This is a genomic window from Dyadobacter arcticus, from assembly GCF_011762185.1.
GTDB classification, from domain to species: domain Bacteria; phylum Bacteroidota; class Bacteroidia; order Cytophagales; family Spirosomataceae; genus Dyadobacter; species Dyadobacter arcticus.
Window position 1 is genome coordinate 34,618 of sequence record NZ_JAASQJ010000003.1, and the last position, 21,305, is coordinate 55,922.

The 21,305-nt window shown below is 43.1% G+C and carries 14 protein-coding genes; 9 read left to right on the forward strand and 5 right to left on the reverse strand.

The window, feature by feature from the left end; genetic code table 11:
- The first annotated feature begins 309 nt into the window (after window positions 1-309).
- From FHS68_RS13595 to FHS68_RS13605, 3 genes are all read left to right on the forward strand, one after another.
- Window positions 310-2,961, forward strand: coding sequence for a DUF7133 domain-containing protein (locus tag FHS68_RS13595; protein ID WP_167271002.1), 2,652 nt, complete (start codon window positions 310-312; stop codon window positions 2,959-2,961).
- Window positions 2,962-3,172: 211 nt separating this feature from the next.
- Window positions 3,173-3,466: an RNA polymerase alpha subunit C-terminal domain-containing protein gene (locus tag FHS68_RS13600; protein WP_167271004.1), complete on the forward strand. Its 294-nt coding sequence runs from the start codon at window positions 3,173-3,175 to the stop codon at window positions 3,464-3,466.
- A 27-nt stretch (window positions 3,467-3,493) separates the two neighbouring features.
- Window positions 3,494-3,946 (forward strand): SRPBCC domain-containing protein, encoded by a 453-nt coding sequence (locus FHS68_RS13605; RefSeq protein WP_167271006.1) that lies wholly within the window; start codon window positions 3,494-3,496, stop codon window positions 3,944-3,946.
- A gap of 50 nt (window positions 3,947-3,996) precedes the next feature.
- Here FHS68_RS13605 and FHS68_RS13610 read toward each other — a convergent pair whose 3' ends face one another.
- Complete coding sequence (locus FHS68_RS13610) at window positions 3,997-4,356, reverse strand: hypothetical protein (RefSeq protein ID WP_167271008.1); 360 nt, start codon at window positions 4,354-4,356, stop codon at window positions 3,997-3,999.
- 66 nt (window positions 4,357-4,422) lie between these two features.
- Complete coding sequence (locus FHS68_RS13615) at window positions 4,423-5,289, reverse strand: AraC family transcriptional regulator (protein WP_167271010.1); 867 nt, start codon at window positions 5,287-5,289, stop codon at window positions 4,423-4,425.
- A 96-nt stretch (window positions 5,290-5,385) separates the two neighbouring features.
- On the opposite strand from FHS68_RS13615, the gene FHS68_RS13620 reads away from it, so the two are divergent.
- From FHS68_RS13620 to FHS68_RS13630, 3 genes are all read left to right on the forward strand, one after another.
- Window positions 5,386-6,387, forward strand: a complete 1,002-nt coding sequence (locus FHS68_RS13620) for a zinc-binding dehydrogenase (protein WP_167271012.1) — start codon at window positions 5,386-5,388, stop codon at window positions 6,385-6,387.
- A gap of 138 nt (window positions 6,388-6,525) precedes the next feature.
- Window positions 6,526-7,311 carry a HipA family kinase gene (locus FHS68_RS13625; RefSeq protein WP_310588561.1) on the forward strand — a complete coding sequence of 262 codons (786 nt, stop codon included), beginning with the start codon at window positions 6,526-6,528 and terminating at the stop codon, window positions 7,309-7,311.
- Entirely contained in the window at window positions 7,289-7,672 is a 384-nt protein-coding gene (locus FHS68_RS13630) for a DUF3037 domain-containing protein (RefSeq protein WP_167271014.1), read from the forward strand. Before FHS68_RS13625 ends, FHS68_RS13630 begins: the two co-directional genes overlap by 23 nt.
- A 6-nt stretch (window positions 7,673-7,678) precedes the next feature.
- On the opposite strand, the gene FHS68_RS13635 is transcribed toward FHS68_RS13630, so the two are convergent.
- Window positions 7,679-8,437: a LytR/AlgR family response regulator transcription factor gene (locus FHS68_RS13635; RefSeq protein WP_167271016.1), complete on the reverse strand. Its 759-nt coding sequence runs from the start codon at window positions 8,435-8,437 to the stop codon at window positions 7,679-7,681.
- Between the two features lie 8 nt (window positions 8,438-8,445).
- Complete coding sequence (locus FHS68_RS13640) at window positions 8,446-11,946, reverse strand: sensor histidine kinase (protein ID WP_229211904.1); 3,501 nt, start codon at window positions 11,944-11,946, stop codon at window positions 8,446-8,448.
- Between the two features lie 716 nt (window positions 11,947-12,662).
- Here FHS68_RS13640 and FHS68_RS13645 point away from each other — a divergent pair.
- The 3 genes from FHS68_RS13645 to FHS68_RS13655 all read left to right on the forward strand — a co-directional run bounded on the left by FHS68_RS13645 (window position 12,663) and on the right by FHS68_RS13655 (window position 16,744).
- Window positions 12,663-13,994 carry a hypothetical protein gene (locus FHS68_RS13645; protein ID WP_167271020.1) on the forward strand — a complete coding sequence of 444 codons (1,332 nt, stop codon included), beginning with the start codon at window positions 12,663-12,665 and terminating at the stop codon, window positions 13,992-13,994.
- Window positions 13,995-14,099: 105 nt separating this feature from the next.
- The gene (locus tag FHS68_RS13650; protein ID WP_167271022.1) at window positions 14,100-15,125 is read left to right on the forward strand and encodes a T9SS type A sorting domain-containing protein; all 1,026 of its coding nucleotides are present in this window, start codon (window positions 14,100-14,102) and stop codon (window positions 15,123-15,125) included.
- An 80-nt stretch (window positions 15,126-15,205) separates the two neighbouring features.
- Window positions 15,206-16,744 carry a hypothetical protein gene (locus FHS68_RS13655; protein WP_167271024.1) on the forward strand — a complete coding sequence of 513 codons (1,539 nt, stop codon included), beginning with the start codon at window positions 15,206-15,208 and terminating at the stop codon, window positions 16,742-16,744.
- A gap of 242 nt (window positions 16,745-16,986) precedes the next feature.
- Here the strand turns inward: FHS68_RS13655 and FHS68_RS13660 are convergent, their stop codons facing one another.
- On the reverse strand, window positions 16,987-21,198 hold the full coding sequence (locus FHS68_RS13660) for a hybrid sensor histidine kinase/response regulator (RefSeq protein WP_167271026.1): 4,212 nt from the start codon (window positions 21,196-21,198) through the stop codon (window positions 16,987-16,989).
- Between the last annotated feature and the right edge of the window lie 107 nt (window positions 21,199-21,305).

Consider the following 21,305-nt stretch of genomic DNA (forward strand, 5'->3'; position numbering starts at 1 on the left):
TGCGCAAGGCAATTTTGAAGTAATTATGTATCATAGATGGCTCAAAAACAGGTATGTTCCTTTCATGTAAGCTAACAGCTAAAAAGCTAACCTCACCCTACCAGTAATGCATAAAAAATAGAATGCCAGATTTTAGAACCTTTATTTCTGTTGATTTTGGCAGGATTTCCGAAAAACACAATGTTCGGATACGGACAATTTTTGCAGTCAGCGGACAGTTTTTAGAGTAGTTATCACCTGTTTTACCGTTTAAATATGCTGATACCTTTATCCACCATGCCGACAATTATCGGTCTGAATCTCAACTAAATGTTAAAAATTACATTAAGCCTGTTTTCCGCTTTCCTCCTCTTTTTTTGGAACGGTTTGAACCTTGGTCAACCTCAAATTTCTGATGGTAACAAAGCCTTTGTAGCTGCTGATACCTTGCCTAACGCGGCGAGCTGGCCTGCCGAACTGGATGTCACTCCTTTCGTAGGTCCTGATCTGACTCCCAGCCCGGCATGTCTGGCAGTAGCGCCAACGGGCGAAGTGTATGTCGGCGTTGATATGATCGGTTCGCTGGGGAAAGATCCCGGCAAAGGCAGCATTGTTCGTCTCGTCGATTCTGACAATGATGGCAAGGTTGACCAGCATACCACCTTTGCAATGGTCGATGATCCAAGAGGGATTATTTCAATGGGCGATCAGCTTTTTGTGTTGCACACCACTTTCTCCAAAGAAACCGGCAAGGCTTCGGGAATGGATCTGGTGGTATTTGAAGATAAAAACCATGATGGCGTTGCGGACGGTCCGTCCAAACCTTTGATCCAAGGCATCAGTAACCCGAAATTCCTGCAAAGCCGTGGTACCGACCATGCTACGAACGGGATACGCATGGGGATCGATGGCTGGATTTACATTGCGGTCGGAGACTTTGGGTTTCATGAAGCAGTGGATCATTCTGGCAAAAAGTTGACGCAGCTTGGTGGCGGGATTGTTCGGGTAAGGCCCGATGGAACTGAGATGGAGGTTTATACCCACGGGATGCGGAATATTTACGACGTGGCGATTGACCCGTATATGAATATTTTTACCCGCGACAATACCAATGATGGTGGCGGCTGGAACATTCGATTCAGCAACCAGATCCAGTCGGGGGAATATGGATACCCTGTTCTTTTCAAAAATTTTACGGATGAAATCATACCTGCGCTCATTGATTTAGGTGGGGGATCGGGAACAGGATCATTGTTTATGGATGACCCTACCTGGCCGGCCAAATACAATCGCGTGCCGATGATGGCGGATTGGGGAAGGAGCCAGGTGTATGTACATCGGGTTACAGCCGATGGACCGAGCTTTGTTCAAAAGGAGGAGGAATTCATCAAGCTTGCGCAAATCACCGATCTGGATATTGATGCTTCCGGTCGTGTTTATCTGGCCGCCTGGGATGGCGCGGGATATTCGGGTAATCCTAAAAAAGGGTTCGTGGTGCGGGCCGTTCCGAAGAATTGGCAGTATAAATCCTTCAAAGACGTTAAAAAGTCTTCTGAGAAAGAATTGGCGGCTCTTTTAAAGTCAGAAAGCGCGGTTCAACGCTTGGCTGGACAACAGGAGCTGCTGGCCCGTTTTCCCAAAGCAGCAGCCAAGACTTCCTGGAAAATCGCGGAGGATAAGGCACTTCCTCTGTATGTGCGCGTTGCCGGTATTTTCACTTATGCGCAGGCAGCTGGCAATGATGGGATAAACAATCTGGTGAAATTGACGGACGATAATGATGTCCGTGAATTTGCATTGCGCGCCCTGGCCGACAGAAAACCAAACATTGAAAAGGTACCGATAGAGCCATTTTTGAAAGGCATGAAGGACCCATCGCCTCGCGTGCAGCAAGCTGCAACGGTCGGCCTCGGTCGTTTGGGCCGGATGGAAGCTGCGCAGTCACTGCTCGCGGTAAAAGTGCCGGCATCATTTGTGGCCCCTGCAAAAGATACGGAGGGCCCTCATGCGACACCCAATTCGGCGATTATTCCTGGACATATTGCTGTCAGGGCATTGGTCGCAATTAATGCGGTTGATGCCAGTGTAAAGGCCATTGGAACAGTAAATTCTACCATTGCACTTTGGGCTTTGCGGTATATGCATGATCCGAAGGCAGTTACTGGATTAATAGCAGCTTACGGACAAGCAAAAGATGAGGCTTTGAAAAAGCAAATCATGGTAACTTTAGGCAGGTTGTACAAAAAAGAGGCACCTTATGATGGTTCCTGGTGGTGGAGTACCCGGCCCGATACACATGGCCCTTATTACAAGGCCATTACCTGGGAATCTTCGGGTGCAATAAAAGACTTTTTAATAGGGAATTGGAAAAAGGCAGATGAAGCCGGGAAACAGTTTTATGCAGACCTGAACTTCCGTAATCGTATGGGAATTGAGGAATTTGGCGGGGAGGAAGTGGTCGTTGAAAAACAGGAATTGCGCGTAGATCTCAGCAAAATCAGCAATAAAAAAGGTCAGATAGGCGAAAATTCGATTGAAGATGTGATGCTTGCAATTGCGAAACTTCCCGGTGACGCTGCAATTGGAAAAACATTGTTCACCAAACAGGGTTGCGTTGCCTGCCATAGCATTAATAAAAGCGGACCATTGAAAGGACCTTATATGGGACAAATCGGATCGATTATGAATCGGGAGCAAATTGCGGAATCCATCCTCAAACCCAATGCTTCCATATCACAAGGCTTCGCCTCGGTGCTGATCACTACCAAAGGTGATAAGAGTTATATGGGTTTCATCTCCGAGGAATCTGCGGAGAAGATGATATTGCGCGACATAACTGGCGCGGTTTATACCTTCAAGACGTCGGATATTATTTCTCGTAAAGAGATGGAGAATTCGATGATGCCACCTGGACTTGCCAATGAATTATCATACGAGGAATTTGCTTCACTGATCACTTTTCTGTCGGAGCAAAAGAAATAGAAAAACGTTATGAGACTGCGTTAAAGGATGGGTTATACTAGTTTTGAAAAATATTTAAAAAAAAATAGATTTCTGATAGTCACATTGAGATCTGTGGAAGTAGTGTTTGATGTGAATCGTAAACTCGCCCTGTCGACCTATACATTTACTCAACGTTTAAATTGATCTAATCCCGTCCGGTTTCCGGGTGGGATTTTTTTTGAAAAACGCAATGGAGAAGAAAAAAGGAACATTAAGGACTTGTCCGAACGGGCACCGCTATTACAAAAGCAGCGATTGTCCTGTATGTCCGTTATGCGCAGAAGAACAAAAGCCAGAAACCGGGTTTTTGTCATTGCTAAGTGCTCCTGCCCGGCGGGCGCTGGAAAATCATGGCATTTCGACATTGAAACAATTGTCGGAATGGACTGAAAAGGATGTTCGCCAATTTCACGGAATCGGACCAACCGCTATCCCAAAACTTCAGAAGGCATTGGAAGAAAATGGATTACATTTAAAACCCTGAGTTAGGGCGACTCTAAATACTGATCAAATGGAAAATCAAAAATTGGAATGCAATGCAGCGATTCAAATTGCCAAAACACCAACCGAGCTATTTGAAGCGATTGTAAATCCTGCTGGGATGACTAACTATTTTATTGCTGATAGCACCGGAAGAATGGAGGCTGGCGCAGAACTGATATGGCATTTCCCTGAAATGGAAGCCGATGTAACGATAAAAGTTGCCAAGGCCATTCCCGATAGGTTGGTCACTTTTTATTGGGGCGATGCTGGCAAAGAGATGCTGGTAGAAATTAACCTTGAACCCTTCAAAGATGCAACGGTAGTAAAAGTAAGCGAGAAAGAAATGGACCTGAATGAAGATGGTATCAAATGGATGAAGGGAAATACAGAGGGTTGGGCCAATTTTTTGGCTTGCATGAAAGCCTATCTCGAATATGGTATCAATCTAAGAAAAGGGGCTTTTGAGTTCCGATTTCAATAATTGAGGCCGCATCCGCGTGAAGTAGCCCTGACGGATCAATACTGGGTGCATTAAGGCTTACTCTTTTTCGTAGAATCCGGCATGATTGCACCGCCTGTCTTGATGGTTTTCTTGGTTCTCTTGACAGTATAAGAAGCGGCGCTATCAGCATCAGGACGACCGGTGTTGCTTCTCTCGCCGTCAACTGCCCCGCTCGAATTCACATTTCCGTTATCGTTCAAAACCGGTCCGCGTTCTGCATTGGTTGAATCTTTCAAAATGGCAGAAACGTCGGAAGTATCCGTACGTGCTTTGCGAATGGATGTTTTCTTTTCATAAACCCGCTCCGAAGATTTTCCTTTACTTTGCGAATAGGAAGGGGCCGGGGCAAGGAACAATGCGATTGCTATCAGTAATTGGAGCGCTTTCATGGACAGGATGTTTTTATTTAAAGCTGATTACGTTTCCCTAAAATCTATCAAATATTATTCCAGACATTACACAGCCGAAGCCGATTGATTTTTTCTGCGAAACTCCCCCAGGCTCATGCCTTTACTTTTTTTAAAAAAACGGTTCATGTGACTTTCGTCTGTGAACGATAGCTCGTCCGCGATCTCATTCATACGCAGATTACTATGCAGAAGTCTCGTTTCAACAAGCTTCAATCTTGAACTAATAATGTATTCCTGCATGGTTTCATTGGTTTGTTTTTTGAAATAGCGGCCGAGGTAAGATTCCGAAATACCGAAATGCTTACTGATGTAACCTGCTTTGATTTTATCCGGATGGTAAATGTTTTGTTGAATGTATTGCAGAATATCCAATGCCTTTTCATCTGTGCACGCATTGATCTTTTCGGGTAAATATTTCGCTATATTCCTGGCTACCAATATGATCATGGTATTGACATAATGCTGGATCAGATCTTTGTTATATAAATCCCTGTTCACATATTCCCTAATAATGGCGTCGACCAGTGGTTTAATAATGCTCTTATCCGTTTGGTTTTTGAGAATACATCCGGGTTGGTGGTTTGCATTCTGTAATATAAATTCTAATCTCTGCAATTGGTCATTGTGTTGAGATGCGGCGACAAGCGATGCATTTCTTCTAATGTAAACACCATTGAAACGGATAAAGAAAAATCGGGTAGTAGTCTCAATATCAAAAGAGTGGGTGTCCTCAGGAGTGATTAGAAACATGTGGCCGGGATGGTATTGGAATGTATTATCATTGATCACCTGTGTACCCGTCCCGGAAATAATGTAAACCAATTCAAAGAAATTATGCTGATGATCAGATTTTGGACATTCATCCAGTTCTATGTAAATAATTTCGAACGGCTCGTGAAGTATTTCCTTCATTTTGTGAAAACTTTACTGTATTATAGAAAATTTGTACCGTAAATGTACTAAATGAATGGTACAAATTTGCATTATCAAAATATTAATCAGAAAATCATGAAGGCAGTATTTTTAGTAAGCAGCAATGAACCATTGGTCATGAAGGAAATTGCGACACCAACGCCCAATGAAGGTCAGCTCTTGATCAAACTCGCTTTCTCGGCACTTAATCACAGAGATATCTGGATCCAGAAAGGTCAGTATGCAGGACCGAAGTCAGGTTTGATCCTGGGATCGGATGGATTTGGGACTGTGGTTGAATCAGGTACGAATGTGGATCCGAATTGGGTTGGGAAAGAAGTGGTCATCAATCCAAGTCATGATTGGGGGGATAATCCGGCCGCATTTGGGGATAATTTTAAGATCTTGGGAAATCCTGAACCGGGCACATTTTCAGAATACATTAGCGTAAATGCAAAGTATATCCATGCAAAGCCTTTCCACTTATCTGGTATTGAAGCCGCAGCCCTGCCACTTGCAGGTGTGACGACTTACCGGGCGCTATTTGTAAGGGCCGGATTGAAGGCGGGAGAGAAGGTTTTGATCACAGGAATTGGTGCAGGCACAGCATTGCTTGCATTGCAGTACGCAATTGCCGCAGGCGCAGAAGTTTACGTCACATCGGGATCGAATGAAAAGATTGAGAAGGCCAAATTGATGGGCGCTATTGATGGGTTTAATTATAAAGAAGAGTCCTGGTTTAAGACCGCGAAGGAGGTTACCGGAGGTTTTGAGGTGATTATAGACAGCGCTTCGGGTAGCGGTTTCGGAAATTTATTGGAAGTGGCAAAACCGGGCGGCCGCGTCATTTTCTTCGGAGGGACGGATGGGCCTATCGGTAATATCATTCCAAATAAAGTTTATTGGAGAAACCTGTCTATCCTGGGAACAACCATGGGTACTTTACAGGATTTTGCGGATATGCTAGCATTTACCGAAAAATACAAAATCAAACCGGTGGTTGACAAGGTCTACGCTATTTTGGCAAATGCACAGGAGGCGTTTGATTATATGCATCAAGGTAAACAGTTTGGAAAAATCGTACTGACTAATTCCTGACCTGCTTTCTACGTCCGTTCGGAAGAAACTATTTCATCTTTTAATACATATAAAACGGACAGTACTTTCTTGATTACGCATCAACATGTTTTCACTAACTTGACACGCCGTATATTTAGTTATCAAATAGATTTTGAAGTGACCAGTCTTCGGAGTGTGAATGTAACCCGCTATCTGACGCCTTTGCGAGAGGGAGGATCTTTGCCTGCCATCGCTGAGGCGGATGATGATTTTTTATATGTATTAAAATTTGGTGGGGCGGGTCAAGGTCCGAAAGCACTTATTGCTGAGCTGATAGGAGGGGAGCTGGCACGGTTTCTGGGTTTTCGGATACCCGAAATCGTGTTTGCTCATCTGGATGAGGCATTCGGCAGAACGGAGCCTGATGAAGAGATCCAGGACCTGTTAAAAGCCAGCGTCGGCCTTAACTTGGCAATGCATTACCTCTCTGGCTCTATTACATTTGATCCTTTGGTAACCAGGGTAGATAGTAACCTCGCATCACGGATTTTGTGGCTCGACAGTCTGCTCACCAACGTGGACAGGACAGCCAGAAACACCAACATGTTAATGTGGCACAAAGAACTTTGGTTGATAGATCATGGCGCTTCGCTCTACTTTCACCATTCCTGGGACAATTGGCTTGAACAAGCAAAAAGGCCATTTATGCAAATTAAGGATCATGTGTTATTATCGTCTGCGAACGAATTGGAAGAAGTGAATGCTGATTTCAAGAGTAAGCTGAATGGAGATGTGATCAGGTCGATCGTCGGGTCGATTCCTGACGAATGGCTGCTCAAAGACTCTCCTTTTGAAACGGCGGACGAACATCGTGAAGCATACGCACAGTTTTTAGAGACCCGGCTTTCGGTATCGGAAATATTCATAAAAGGAGTTCAGGATGCCAGGAAAGCACTTATTTGAATATGCGGTAATTCGCGTTGTACCCAGGGTAGAGCGCGGAGAGTTTATGAATGTAGGTGTGATCCTGTACTGCCCGTCGCAGGGCTTTCTTCGGGTTGTATATGAGCTGGACGAGTCGCGTTTAAAAGCGTTCTGCAAAAGCACCGATTATGATGACATTAATTCATATCTGAATGCATTGGAACAGATATGCAAGGGTAAAAAAGACGGAGGCGCCATTGAGTCATTACCGATCGCTTCCCGCTTCCGATGGCTCACGGCCACAAGAAGTACGGTAATACAAGCGTCTAAGGTACATTCCGGATTCTGCATTGACCCCGAGCAAACTTTGCAACACTTATTTGTCCAGCAAGTTTGCTGAGCTCGCTTACCTCAGTTTCAGATATTGCTGGACAACATCCTTCTTACGTCTGGATATTTCGATCCGGGAGCCATCGGAAAGCAAAACATACTGATTATTGTGTGCTACCTGTTTGATATGCTTTGGGTTGACCAGATGGGACTTATGGGTGCGGATAAAATTAAATTCACCCAGCATCTCATCAAAATGCTTCAAAGTTCTGCTGGAAAGGAAAGGCCTTTTACCTACCAGATGGATGGAGGTGTAATTTTTATCGGCTTCGAGCCGGAGGATTTCATCCAGGCTAAAAAAATAAACGCCTGCACTTGAAGGTACCGCCAGCCGGAAATCTTTGATATCCTTTTTACCAATATTCTTGATAAGATTATCATAAAGCTGTTTTTGATTGCCTTCAGAAGATTTCTGAAGAGATTTCTCCCTATGTCGATCCATGGCCGCTTTTAATTCGTCCGGATCCACAGGTTTTAACAGATAATCCAATGCACTAAACCTAATAGCCTGAATGGCGTACTGGTTGTAGGCTGTGGTAAAAACAATGTCGTAAGTCGGGTTATCCCTGGCAATTAAAAAGTCAAAACCATTCTGGTAAGGCATTTCAACATCCAAAAAGACAATATCCGGCTTGAAACTGTCCAGCACAATTAAGGCCTCGCTGACGGAATCGGCATGTCTGACGATGATATCATCAGACATGAGGTTGGTTAGATAGTGATTGAGTACGTGGCGGGCCTTTTGTTCATCATCGATAATCAGGGCGTTTGTCATAGGGTTTGTCAAGTATTATTTAAGTAAGTGGAAAGCTCGATCATAACAAGTGTGCCGCTTGGTGCGCCATTGGAATCATATTTATCATTAATGGTTACGGAGGCATGCTGTCCCTGCCGTTGTAGAAGGTCCAGCCTGTCTTTCGATATCTGGAGCCCTTTTGATTTATGTCTTTTCAGTTTGCTGGTAAGTTCCTTGATCTCAAAAGATTTCTTTCTTCCGATGCCATTGTCTTCTATAATACATTTAAAAATATCATCATTGACTTTCTCAAAATTAATCAGGAGCTCCCGTGAACCCTTTTTATGCATCAACCCATGCCATAAGGCATTTTCTACATAGGGTTGCAAGAGCATGGAGGGTAGCACAATCTCCTCGTCCTGCAAATCCTCGTCTACCGTAATTTTGTATGTAAAGCTTTGTTCGAACCGCATCTGTTCAAGTTCTAAATACAGCTCGAGTACTTCGGTTTCATCTTCGATGGATACCATATTCTGATCCGAATTATTTAAAACCATTCGGAATAGTTTGGAGAATTTGTTCAGGTATTTGCTAGCCTCCCCATATTTGGCAGTGACAATACATGCTTGAATGCTATTAAGGCAATTAAAAACAAAGTGTGGGTTCATTTGCGCCCTAAGGGCCATTAACTGACTTTCTGCGAGCATTTTACTGATTTCCAGAAGCATCATTTCTTTCGTTTGCGCCTCATCCTCTGCTTGTGCCTCTGCAATTTTATTAGCGCTTATAGAAGCAATCGTCGACAGCGCACGGGCGTGTTCGCGTTTGAAGAAATTTTTGTTACTGTTTTCGGAATCGATTACCCCGATGACCTTGCCCTCGTGGATAATAGGTACGGATATCTCCGATAACCTTTTTTTATCATCAATAATGTAACGCTTGTCTTTGTTGGTATTGGGGATAATTAATGTCTTCTTTGCTTCTGCGGCTGCCCCAACAATTCCTTCGCCGATTTCCAATTCAATGGGATTAATAATTTCATGTTCTCTTACATTCTTAAGACCATATGCCGCCTTTTGAACCAGTTTGCCTTTTTCCGCATCCCATAGGTACACGACACAATCTTCAAAGTTTAAATGGGATATGCAGTTCCTTGCAATATCCCAACAAATTTCATCAACCGAATTTTCACCATAAACTGAATTGGCGAAATAGTCGATCGTCTGCTCGAAGATGATTTTCTGTCTTCGTTTGATAAGAGCCATATAAATCAAACGGAAGGCAATAAACGCTACCAGGCCCATGAAAATGAAAAACCACCAGGTCTGCCACCACTGGGGCCTCACATTGATTTTCACAATTGCAATGTCATTCATCCACTTACCTTCCTCATTGGTACTGCGCACCTTGAAAGTATATTGCCCGGGAGCAAGGTTGTTGTATGATACAATGTCCGTTTTGCCAGCATTGATCCAATTATTGTCGATGCCCTCGAACTGATAACTGTATTGCAGAGAAGGGATGTCCCTGTGGTATAGAGATGCGTATTGAAACGAAATAAAATTTTCTTCAGCCGACAAGTCGAACGTTGTATCCGTTGGGGAATCAGATATTTCCTTTTCGAAAATCTTCACAGAAGTGATATGCGGCGCTTTTTTTGGAATAATTGTGGCAAATTTGAAGGGGTCAATAACAATAACATGGTCAAGCATTACTGCGTAAACCAGCTTATTGTAAATGGAAACGTGGTTCCAATAATCCTGCAAAGTCTTGCCCAGATCAATTTGTACCCGCGTGATTTCCTTGGTATCAGGGTAAAAATACATTAACCCCTCTCGGCTTGCCGCCCATATCGCGCCCCGATCATCCTGTGCAATACTATTTATGTTATCCAGAGGTAGACCATTGTTCGTATTGATACCGTCGAGGTACTGACCTTTAAGATTGTATTTCAAAATCCCTTTTGTTGCGACCGCCGACCAAATGTTTCCTTCCCTATCTTCCAGAGATTCTGAAACCTGAAAATTTCCGGCATCGTGAACCGGAATGGTTGAAAACCTTTGCGATCCGATATTGAATAGTAAGTATCCGACTCCATCCATTGCAAAAAGTAAGTTGCCATTTCGCAATTTTAAGACGCTGTGACAATACTTATAGTCGAATAAACCAGTTTTGGGTTCTTTTCCATCGATGCGTTCGCAGATATCCGACTTCGGATCATAACGATAGAGTGCATCCCTGTAAATCTGGAACCAGATTTTTCCGGTTTTATCTTCGATCACAAACGTCGCATCGGTTCTGGGCATTCCCTGCTTTACTTTCGGAAATCTCCGAAGCTTCTGATTTTTTTGATCCAAAAAATAAATGCCGCCAGATCCGGAAAACCACCAGGTATCGGTTGCCCTGACAGCATAGTCGAATCTGTTCTGCATCATATCTCCCCTTGAAACAGCAATGAATCTACGATAGGTGTGGTCATTAATGTTGTAATCATAAATCCCATCCTCCTTCGCAGCCATGATTCTATCAGGGTAGGCCTTGATTGAATTAATATGGGCAAAACCTGAGTCCAGGTAAAACTCCATACTCGGAAATTTATGAATTGACTGTATAGGTTCATTGGATTGATTTTTACTAACACCATTAATCGTTGCAAACCAAATGCTACCGTCTAAGTCCTCAAATGCCTCCCGGAAATGACCATATCCAATAGAAAAAGGCTGATCCTGACTGTAGGGAATTTTTTGGATTGGCTTTCCAGGCTCCTTGTAAAAGGCAGAAAACAGCCAGGTAGAAATCCAAAGTCTGTTTTTTTTGTCTACAAATAAATAATTACAGCCGTCTTTTCTACCTTCGAAGGCGCCATAAGTGGTGACTGATTTTTTCTGGTGGTTCCAGAATCTCAGCGAGAAGTCACTGGTAGTACCATACCATAGATTGAAATCCTTGTCCAGGGCAATGGAAGTTACCAGAGCCGTAGCCAGGATGGGGATGTTGAGAGGATTGTGTTCCTTCGAATAGACCAATCTGTTTTTGCAGTCCACGAAGAAGCTTTTGGGGCCGCCTATCCAAAAACCTTGTCTTAAGGAATCCCAGCAAAAAGCAGTAAAACCAGTAGATGTGTAATCCTGTCCTTTGAGAATTTTGGCAAATGGAAGTGCCTGTTCAATCGGGAGCAGTTTACTATGAGAGAGAATATAAATTTCGGAGTTCGTAACAATCCATAATCTCTTAAAGCCGTCAGGCTTTACGGAACATATAGTTTTTCCTGAAAGCGACTTAAATCTCTGATCAAATAAAAAGTTTCTTTTCTTTTTATTGAAAACCAGCAGGCCCTTTGAAGTACCGACTAGTAAGTTCTCCTCACCGTCTATCGGGAAGATAGCATTGACATAGACGTTTTTTGGATAGCGCTTAATGGTGTGCCCGTCATACCTGTTCAAACCATTGGTAGTTCCAATCCATAAAAAACCTTCTGGATCCTTATACAGACAGCGGACTTGTTTTGCACTCAAGCCATCTACTTCCCGTAGATTTTGAAAAATCAACTGAGCACAACAGTTGGTCGCAGAAAGCATAGTCGTGAGTAGAATTAGGAACGTTAGATGCATCAACCGCACAAATTTCATATTGATCAAAAACTAGGCAGTGTTTGTAACTATTGCTTAAATCAATTTTCCAACGGTTCACATCAGTTTTTTAACGGTCAAGCAGTGCGGATTATCGGCTACTGGTAAGAAGTGGTTTACAGGGAGAAACTAATGTAAAACGCGCTCAAACCCTGGGATGGAAATGGAAACGATAGAACTATACGCAATATCAGGATGAGTAATATTTACTAAGTATTGACAACTTATCTTCTAACTAAACTTCACCGAAGCATAAACTATTTTTATCACAGAATCTCATTCTGTAAAAATACTTTGCTTTACGTATATTAATGTACGTTACAAATCGCATCGTTAGTGTCTAATTTGTCATATAAAGGCTTCCAGGCTTGTACAGGGTGATTACGCCATTAGTTAAATGAATCCTGCCGTTAACTCATCGCATTACACTAAAGAGTGCTTTATAAATCACTTTTGACACAAGGTAATGCAGATCCTATCTACCTACCAACCAATTAAGTCTCACACATTAATCAGCTCATTCCTATGAAAGACAAAAAGCACGATCGCCCCAGAAATTAGACAGCATCAGTTTCATTTATGGATTTATTCCCCTCTCGCACGTATGAAAAATCTCATTGTAAAACACTATCACTATGAAAACGTTATTTTCACTTACATTAATTGCTCTTCTTTTTTGCGCTAGTTTTGCGCAAGCACAATTGACATCTAACTCAACTGGAAATCCCTGTAACGATTGCGCTCCAAACGGGTGGACAAAAACTGGAGGGGGATCAGCTATCTCTACTACAACACATTACGGTGGATTAGTATTTCCGCAATTTGCCTGGAACCAACCTGCGCCGCCAAGCTCTATTCAACCCGCGCCTATCGGGGGTAATGGAGGATTTCTTACCATTTACAATAGCGCTTCGGAGTCTAGCACAGCGTCTACGACTATTACCGGCTTGACTATCGGTAAAAAATATAAATTCAAGTATTATCTAATATCATTAAGCGTCGCCAATGGAGGTTATGGAACATCTGGGACTATCACCCTAAGCAACGGCGCTGCAAGCTCACTCACAACCGATTTTCTTCCAGGCGGAGGAACTGGCCTTATCAATGTCGATATGTGGACGCCAGTGCAATTTTCGTTTACTCCAACGGCAAGCACCGTTACACTAACTTTTTCTGGAACAGGTGGCAGTAACGGTGGATCGGTAGGTCTTGCAATGAACTATAATTCAATTTTTCGTTGTGATACCGGTTCAGAACAGGTGAATCTCGTAGATATATCAGGTCTTGTTCACAATGTTTGCCCCTTGAAGACTGTAAATCTAAATGACCTTGTGACCTCTCGCATTCCAGCAAATTGTGAGCTTGTTTGGTTTGTTAACCCATATCATGAAATTAGTGGCGGGAATCCATCCGAGGAGCTAACGCCTGAGACGGCTCAAGCTGCCGGAACAGGTGCGTATTATGCTTTCTGGTTCGATACTTTTAACAGTTGCTATAACACAGACGTATCTGCCGCACAGCTGAGCATAGACATTAACAATTGCCCCGACATCTCTCCATCCCTTGACATAAGCGGTTTAAACTTCGGCGTAATAGCTAAGGACTTTGTAGTTAAGTTAAAGGAAACAAAAGGAGTTACAACCGCTGGAAATTTTAAATTTCGGCTTAATAAGCCTGGGGGATTTACGATAACTTATCCAACCGTAAGTGGAAATTCTAATGTCTTTGGTGGAACACCAAATCAAAATGGCAACTGGTCGTTTTCCGAAGCCGCTAATTACATAGAGGTAACGTCTACTACCCCGATTCCTGCGAACGGAACTGCTATTGTTGGTTTCACAATAAAGAGAAAACCAGGGATTTCCTCGGGTACAACACAAAACGTCAAGGCAACAATCGTTGGCGGCGCGGGGGGCGACGATTATTCAAGTAATAATTCAATTGTCACAAATATTGCGACAAACTAATGCTTTCGTAAAACATTTCATGAGATACAATCCTCTATGGTCAGAGTGGACTGTGGAGGATTGTATTTCTGCCTGACAATAAATTTAAACTCAAACACAAAAACAATGAAGACTAAAAAACTTTTACAAGGTTTTCTGATTGTAGCGTGCACATGCGCTATACGTCCAAGCAATGCACAAGATGTAAGTATCAATATTACACCTTTGCAGACCGAAATACTAAATAAGACGATTGGAGAAGTAGAAGTGGTAATATGTAACGAAGATCCCGATCCAATAACTGCTCCTGCGAACAACTTGCGCCCCTTGATCAGCTTCTCCGACAATCTCACCATTACTGAAGTTGTTAACCCAGATGGCTCCCCGCTCACAAATTTCACAATTCAGGAATTAACGAACGACCCGGAAAACCACAATCTCCGCCTTCTATATACCGCCGATCTCGCAAACCCAGAGTGTGTAACCTTTCGCATCCGGTTTCAGGGGAACACCGTTGGAAATGGATTTATTACCTCAACGCTAGGCTTTGAAAACGGACAACTTCCAGGCAATGATCCTTCAAACGACAACAGTGGGACCACCACACTGGTACTTGTCAATCTCCCAGTAACTCTTAAAGAGTTCAATGCTGAGGCCGAAGGCAAAGTAACCCAGCTAAACTGGGCCACCACCGAGGAAACAAACAGTGATCATTTTGACGTACAGCGGAGCCAGGATGGTAAGCATTGGACAACCTTCCAGACAGTTGCCGCTCAGGGGGAAAGTACAGTTTTAAAAACCTATGAAGCGGTGGATAATGATCCGTTCAACGGCGAAAATCTGTATCGTCTCCACATGATCGACAAGGATGGAACGAGTGCGTATAGCAGTATCCGTAATGTTAAGTTTGAATTCGAACCTACCGTCCTATTCCCAAATCCGGCATCGGATTATGTGACGATAAAAGCAGTCGACTGGGCGAAAGTAAAGGAGGTTGAGATTATGGATGCGAATGGAAGGGAAGTCTACCATTCGGGAAATAAGCCGGTTGCCAAGTTGAATGTGACTGCTTTTGCAGCCGGAATTTATACAGTTCATGTAAAGGCGACGAACGGGGCGGTGAATAAATACAAAATAGCTGTTGCCAGATAAGTCGAATTTCTACATACATGCCCTGTTGTAAGAAATTATAATGGGGCATTTTTTCTTTTAAATCTTACACACTGAACAAAATGAAAAAATTCTTACTGTTATCAGCTTTCACTTTACTAATGAACTGTGGGTGGGTCGGAGCCCAAAATGTTAAAGTTACATCCGCTGCAAACCCATGTGTCGGCTGCTTTCCCGCAGGCTGGGTTTTCGATGCAATTCCAAATAACTTTGCACCAAGTATCTCGAATGATCACTTTTATGGTGGCGATCAGGGAAGGGCTTGGGTTCCCTTGTTAAACGCACCGCCATCGGGTCTAGGAAACTTTTTAAGTTCCTATAATACCTTAAACGGCACCGAAACGTCTCATACCATAATCACCGGACTTACGCCATTCAAAACCTATTACCTGAAATACCACATTATGTCTTCCAAAACTTCTGGAACTGGATATGGGAGCCAGGGCAAACTAGCGCTAAGTCAAGGGGCTACGGCCACAGATTTGACCGTCTTTACACCAAATGTTGACACGGATGTCTGGATTAAAAAGACCCTCATTTTTACACCAACCTCTCATACAGCAAGACTCACATTTTCTGGGAGTAGTGATGTTAATGGGTACGTAAATTTGGATATCGGCTTCAATGCGCTTACTGAGTGTAGTGCCGGAACAGATCAGGTTAATTTGAGTGGCAATTTGTTAACAACAAAGTGCCCAAGCTCCATTGACGCCAACCTGATGAGTTTGGTCGATGATGTGGCGCCTGCCGGTTCAACCCTTGTCTGGTTTACTAATCCCACCCATAGTCAACAAGAGTTTGCTTTCCCAACACAGGCAGGAACTGGCACTTACTACGCATTTTTTTACGACGACAATACCGGATGTTACAATACCTCACTTTCATCATCGAAAATTACCGTCACCACAGCACCGCAAGTAAGTATAAATGGCAATTCGTTGACAAATGTTTGTAAAGAATCCGCCGTAAATCTTAACAGCATGCTTACGGGCCCGATACCCGCTAACGCTACAGTTGCCTGGTTTACGAATGGAATCCATTCAGGCAATAAAGTTGAAATACCAACCGCGGTTTCATCCGGCACCTATTACGCTTACTATCATTATGCTAACGGGAACTGCTACAATCAAGATTTTTCAAGTTCAAAGGTAGAAGTTACAATTAAGCCATGCGACCCGGACCTAACGCCCACAATTGATATAAATAGTTTAATTTTTAATGCTAACGTAAGTCGGGATTTTGTCGTCAATATTTACGAGATCAATAATTTAAATACCGTCGGTAATATTTCTTTCCGGATAAATAAACTTGGTGGATTTACAATATCCTACCCAAGTGAATCCGGGGTGTCAAATGTATTTGGCGGTGTGACAAACAATAATAGCAACTGGACATTTACTGAGAACGCTAACTATATCACTGCCTCCAAATCCTCTGCTATTCTCGGAAACGGAAAGTCAATAATTGGGTTTAAAATCAAACGAAAAGGAGGAATTCCAGCTGGGACCAGTCAGAATATTAAAGCGACAATCGTAGGTGGAACGGGCGGAGACATTAAATCGAGTAATAATGCTGTCATTACAAGTGTCATAACAAATTAAATAGCTGGCAGTGTTTAATTTAGAAACCCTCAGGGAAAATGTCTGCCGACAATTTCTCTGAGGTTTCTGATCTAATCCTTACCCATTTGCGAAGAAGTTTCGATTCATCTACAACCAATCAGACTCTATCAAATACTTCAAAACCCAAAACCCAAGCAGATCACGCTGGCATTAACCGCGTCGTGGCTATCTCCAAAAATATGGCCGAAAATTGCACTTTCGCCGATCGCACGCCTTATATCTTATTCCGAGACTGCCTGCCTGGCGATAAACGCGCGTTGCAGCGAAGATTTGATCTCATCATAGCGAATCGGTTTGGCAACGTAGTCATCCATTCCGGCTTGTATACAAATCTCTCGGTCTTCGGGCATTGCATTAGCGGTAACCGCAATGATATAGGGTTGGTGTCCCGGCAGCTTGCGTATCATCCGAGTGGCTTCCAAACCGTCCATTTCTGGCATTTGGACATCCATAAAAATAACATCGAAAAATTCCTGAGCGGCTTCCGTAAGCGCCTCTTTCCCATTTCTGGTAACCTTGGGTGCATAGCCGAGCTTGGTTAGTACGATCACAAACAATTTTTCATTGATCGCATTGTCTTCGGCGATCAGCATTTTAAACGGAAATTCCTCTGCAAAATAGGTGGAAAGTAAATTTTTCCCTTCCAAAGGTTTGGGTTCAACAACAACCATTTGTCGGGAAAGTTCTTTTTTTACAACATCCCCAAGTTTTTGGTGCTTTACAGGTTTTGTTAAAATAGAACAGAAAATTCCAGGATAGTTATTCCTTGCCTCGTCGCCCACAGAGCTGAGTAACACAATAGGTAGCTCAGCAAATGTCTTCCTGATCATCTGCGCCAGCTGAATGCCGTTCATCTCCGGCATGTTCTGATCGGTAATGACAAGGTCGATTTTGTTTTCCCTATCTAATATTCCAAGAGCCTGTGAACCCGACGAAGCCAGTATTGGTACCAGTTTCCAATATTTAAGCTGGGTTTCGATAATCCGTAAATTGGTTTTATTATCGTCAACCACCAGCACAATCTTGCCTTCATTTTCTGAGCCGTTCAAGCCAGCCGACCGGTTGGAAAGATCCTCGCTCGCCTTTGTGATAATCGAAAAATAAAAGGTGGTACCTGCACCTTCTTCGCTTTCCGCGTGGATATGTCCGCCCATCAATTCTACCAATCTCTGGCTGATAACTAACCCTAATCCGGTGCCTCCATACTTTCGGGTGTGAGAAGAGTCAACTTGCGAAAAAGCTTTGAAAAGCAATTCCAGCTTATCCGCAGCAATGCCAATTCCAGTATCCTGAATCTGAAAATTCAGCTCTATCTCACCGTTTTCATGTTTATGCTCGCACCGGACACTTACAAGGATCTCGCCGTCATGGGTAAATTTGACCGCATTGCTGACCAGATTGATCAGTACCTGACGCAGCCGCAAATTATCACCAATAATTTGGGAAGGAACTTCCGGGTCGATCTGGTACACGAGATCCAAACCAAGATCCGCCGTTTTTCGGGAAAAAATACCTAATACCTCTTCAATGCATTCGTGCAAGTCGAAGGGCTTGCGTTCAAGCTCCATGTTACCCGATTCGATCTTTGAAAAGTCGAGAATATCATTGATAACCGTTAGCAAACCATCGCCGCACCCCATGATTGTTTCGGTATATTCCGTCTGCTCCTCGGTCATTGAAGTTTGCGAAAGCAGCAGCGCCATGCCAAGAATACCGTTCATGGGGGTTCGGATTTCATGGCTCATGGTCGCGAGAAAAACGCTTTTCGCCTGATTGGCCTTTTCTGCTTCTTCCCGCGCCTGTTGTTCTTCAATATGCTTTTGTTGAAGGTCATCATTCAACTTATGCAGATGGGAAGCCTGTTGTTCTAATGCGTGCTTTTGCTCGGTTACTTCCCTCGTCCTTTCATGAACTTGCTGCTGCAATGCTTCTTTTTGTTTTTTGATAACCCTCACCCTGGCTTGGTATAATAGATAAATAACCACTATCGCTGCCAAAACCATTAAAATGCGAAACCACCAGGTTTGCCAGAAAGGAGGTATTATGTGCAGGCGGACGAATGTGCCCGTCTCGTTCCATATGCCATCATTATTCGATGCTTTCACTCTGAAAGTGTAATCACCCGGGTCGAGATTAGTATAAGTAGCCTTTCGGGTGGTGCCTGAGTAAATCCAGTCCTTATCGAACCCGACCAGTTTGTATGCATACTGATTTTTTCGGGATACGGTATAATTCAGCGCGGTAAATTCGAAGGAAAGCATTAAGTCCTTATACGAAACAGTAATGTCCTTTGACGCGGAAATGTGTTTTTTCAAAGGGGAATTGCGATCGTGCGGACTCACCGACTGATTAAAGATTTGAAAATCATTAATATAGACCGGCGGGATGAAGCGGTTGTATCTTATGCTGTCAGGATGAAATACATTCAACCCATTTTGGCCACCAAAATACAGTGTTCCTGATTTATTCTTGAATGATGACATCTTATTAAAAGATGTGCCTTGTAAACCGTCGCTGTTATCGAAGTTGTGAAAAACCTTGGTGGCAGGGTTAAAGTTGCTTAAACCATTGTTGGTACTGATCCACAAAGTACCGTGCGAATCTTCCTGGATGGCCCACACGACATCATTGGGTAAGCCATCTTTCTGGCGATAGGCGGTGAAAGTTTCCTTTTTTTTATTATAAAAATTCAACCCACCGTTGGTGCCAATCCATAGGTTTCGCTTACTATCTTCAAAAATGCAATTGATTACATTATTACTGATGGTATTCGCGTTGCGCAAATCGTGTGTGAAGCGGGTGAATGTTTGTCGCTTTTCGTCAAGCAGGTTCAGTCCCGCACCTTCGGTTCCGATCCAAATTGAACCACTTTGGTCCTGGTAAACAGGTAGGATAACATTGCCGCTGATACTGCCAGGCTTATTGGCATCGTGCCGGTAAGTTTGATAAGTGTTTTGTGCTTTGTTATATTTTAACAAGCCTTCCGAACTTCCGATCCAAAGGAAACCCTTATTATCATCGGCAATGCCATAAATGTTAGCTTTGATGGGAAACTTGCTGTTCGGAATGTTATTCAGATTGTCAAAATTTTTGCCCTGCCAGTTGTACACGCTCAGCCCACCTTTAAAATTACCCGCCCAGATTTTCCCTTTCTTATCTTGATGAATTACAGTGATGTAATTACTTGCAATGCTGGAATGGTCATCATTAGTATGGCTATAATGCTCAAAGCGACCAGTCTTTTTATCCCATACGTTCACGCCGCCACCGTCTGTCCCAACCCAAAGATTTCCATCCTGCGCCTCCACAATGGATAGAATGTTGTCATTGTTCAACCCATTAAGCATATTCGGGTTGCTTCGGTACCGTTTGAATTTAGGAGGATCAAAGTCCATCACATTAATTCCGCCGCTGAAAGTGCCAACCCACATTGTGCCGATTTTATCACAAAAAAGCGAGTAAATGGACCCATTGTTCAGACCGTCAACATTTGCTTTATCGAAATCATATTTCGTGAAACTGCCGTTTTTTTCCAGAATGTTAATGCCGCCATTTCTGGTCCCGATCCAAAGCCTTCCGCTCCTGTCTTCCTCCAAAGAAATCACATCATTGTGGGAAATCCCTTTCGGATTGGAGGCCGATTGACGGAATGATTGGAAAGTACCAGCGGCCCTGTTCATCAGGTTCAATCCGCCCCCTTCCGTCGCAATCCAGAGATTGTTTTTTGAGTCTTCAAATATGCTGTTTACTTCATCCTTCCCAAGTGAGGATGGATCGGATAGATGATGACGATAATGGGTGAAAGTTCCGTTAGATGCATTTAGTTTGTTGAGACCACCATCTTTGGTACCGATCCAGACAATGTCTTTGCTATCAACGAATACTTTTTTTACAAAGCTATTACTGAGGCTTTCAGGATTGTCGGGCTGATGTAGATAACGTTTGAAAGTATTTTTTTTAACATCAAAATAGTTGAGGCCACCACCCGTACCTACCCAAAGGTTGCCGCGTGCATCCTGGGTAATCGATAGTACTTTGTTGTGACTAATGCTATTGTTGTTTTTAGGATCATTCCTAAAATTGAGAAAGCGGTCCAGTTCATAACTGTACTGACTCAGACCACCATCGTCCGTGCCAATCCAAAGTCGCCCTTGTCTGTCTTCAAACAACGCATTTACGGAGCTGTACCCAATACTTTCGGGGTTTTGAGGATCGTTTCTGTAAACTGTAAACTCATATCCGTCATACATATTAAGCCCATCCTGCGTCCCAAACCACATGAAACCCCGTCGGTCCATGAGCATGCTGGTCACATTGTTTTGTGAAAGGCCCGAATTAGTGGTAAGATGTCGAAAATAATTATTTCCCTCCTGTGCCTGAGAACTTGAAAATGAGAGGGATAGGATTAAACCAAATAATAGATATACTTTCATTTTTATGCTGGCGAAATAAAGTATTACCTAAGATTTTGCTATTTTATGGTTTGATTTACAGACTTGTAGAAAGTGTTGTTTTAAACTATTTCTACAAAGATATTTTA

Coding starts and splice junctions, on each gene's coding strand:
- FHS68_RS13655 (WP_167271024.1), top strand. CDS start 15,206: ATGAAAAAATTCTTACTGTTATCAGCTTTCACTTTACTAATGAACTGT.
- FHS68_RS13600 (WP_167271004.1), top strand. CDS start 3,173: ATGGAGAAGAAAAAAGGAACATTAAGGACTTGTCCGAACGGGCACCGC.
- FHS68_RS13650 (WP_167271022.1), top strand. CDS start 14,100: ATGAAGACTAAAAAACTTTTACAAGGTTTTCTGATTGTAGCGTGCACA.
- FHS68_RS13645 (WP_167271020.1), top strand. CDS start 12,663: ATGAAAACGTTATTTTCACTTACATTAATTGCTCTTCTTTTTTGCGCT.
- FHS68_RS13630 (WP_167271014.1), top strand. CDS start 7,289: ATGCCAGGAAAGCACTTATTTGAATATGCGGTAATTCGCGTTGTACCC.
- FHS68_RS13610 (WP_167271008.1), bottom strand. CDS start 4,356: ATGAAAGCGCTCCAATTACTGATAGCAATCGCATTGTTCCTTGCCCCG.
- FHS68_RS13620 (WP_167271012.1), top strand. CDS start 5,386: ATGAAGGCAGTATTTTTAGTAAGCAGCAATGAACCATTGGTCATGAAG.
- FHS68_RS13660 (WP_167271026.1), bottom strand. CDS start 21,198: ATGAAAGTATATCTATTATTTGGTTTAATCCTATCCCTCTCATTTTCA.
- FHS68_RS13605 (WP_167271006.1), top strand. CDS start 3,494: ATGGAAAATCAAAAATTGGAATGCAATGCAGCGATTCAAATTGCCAAA.
- FHS68_RS13635 (WP_167271016.1), bottom strand. CDS start 8,437: ATGACAAACGCCCTGATTATCGATGATGAACAAAAGGCCCGCCACGTA.
- FHS68_RS13595 (WP_167271002.1), top strand. CDS start 310: ATGTTAAAAATTACATTAAGCCTGTTTTCCGCTTTCCTCCTCTTTTTT.
- FHS68_RS13615 (WP_167271010.1), bottom strand. CDS start 5,289: ATGAAGGAAATACTTCACGAGCCGTTCGAAATTATTTACATAGAACTG.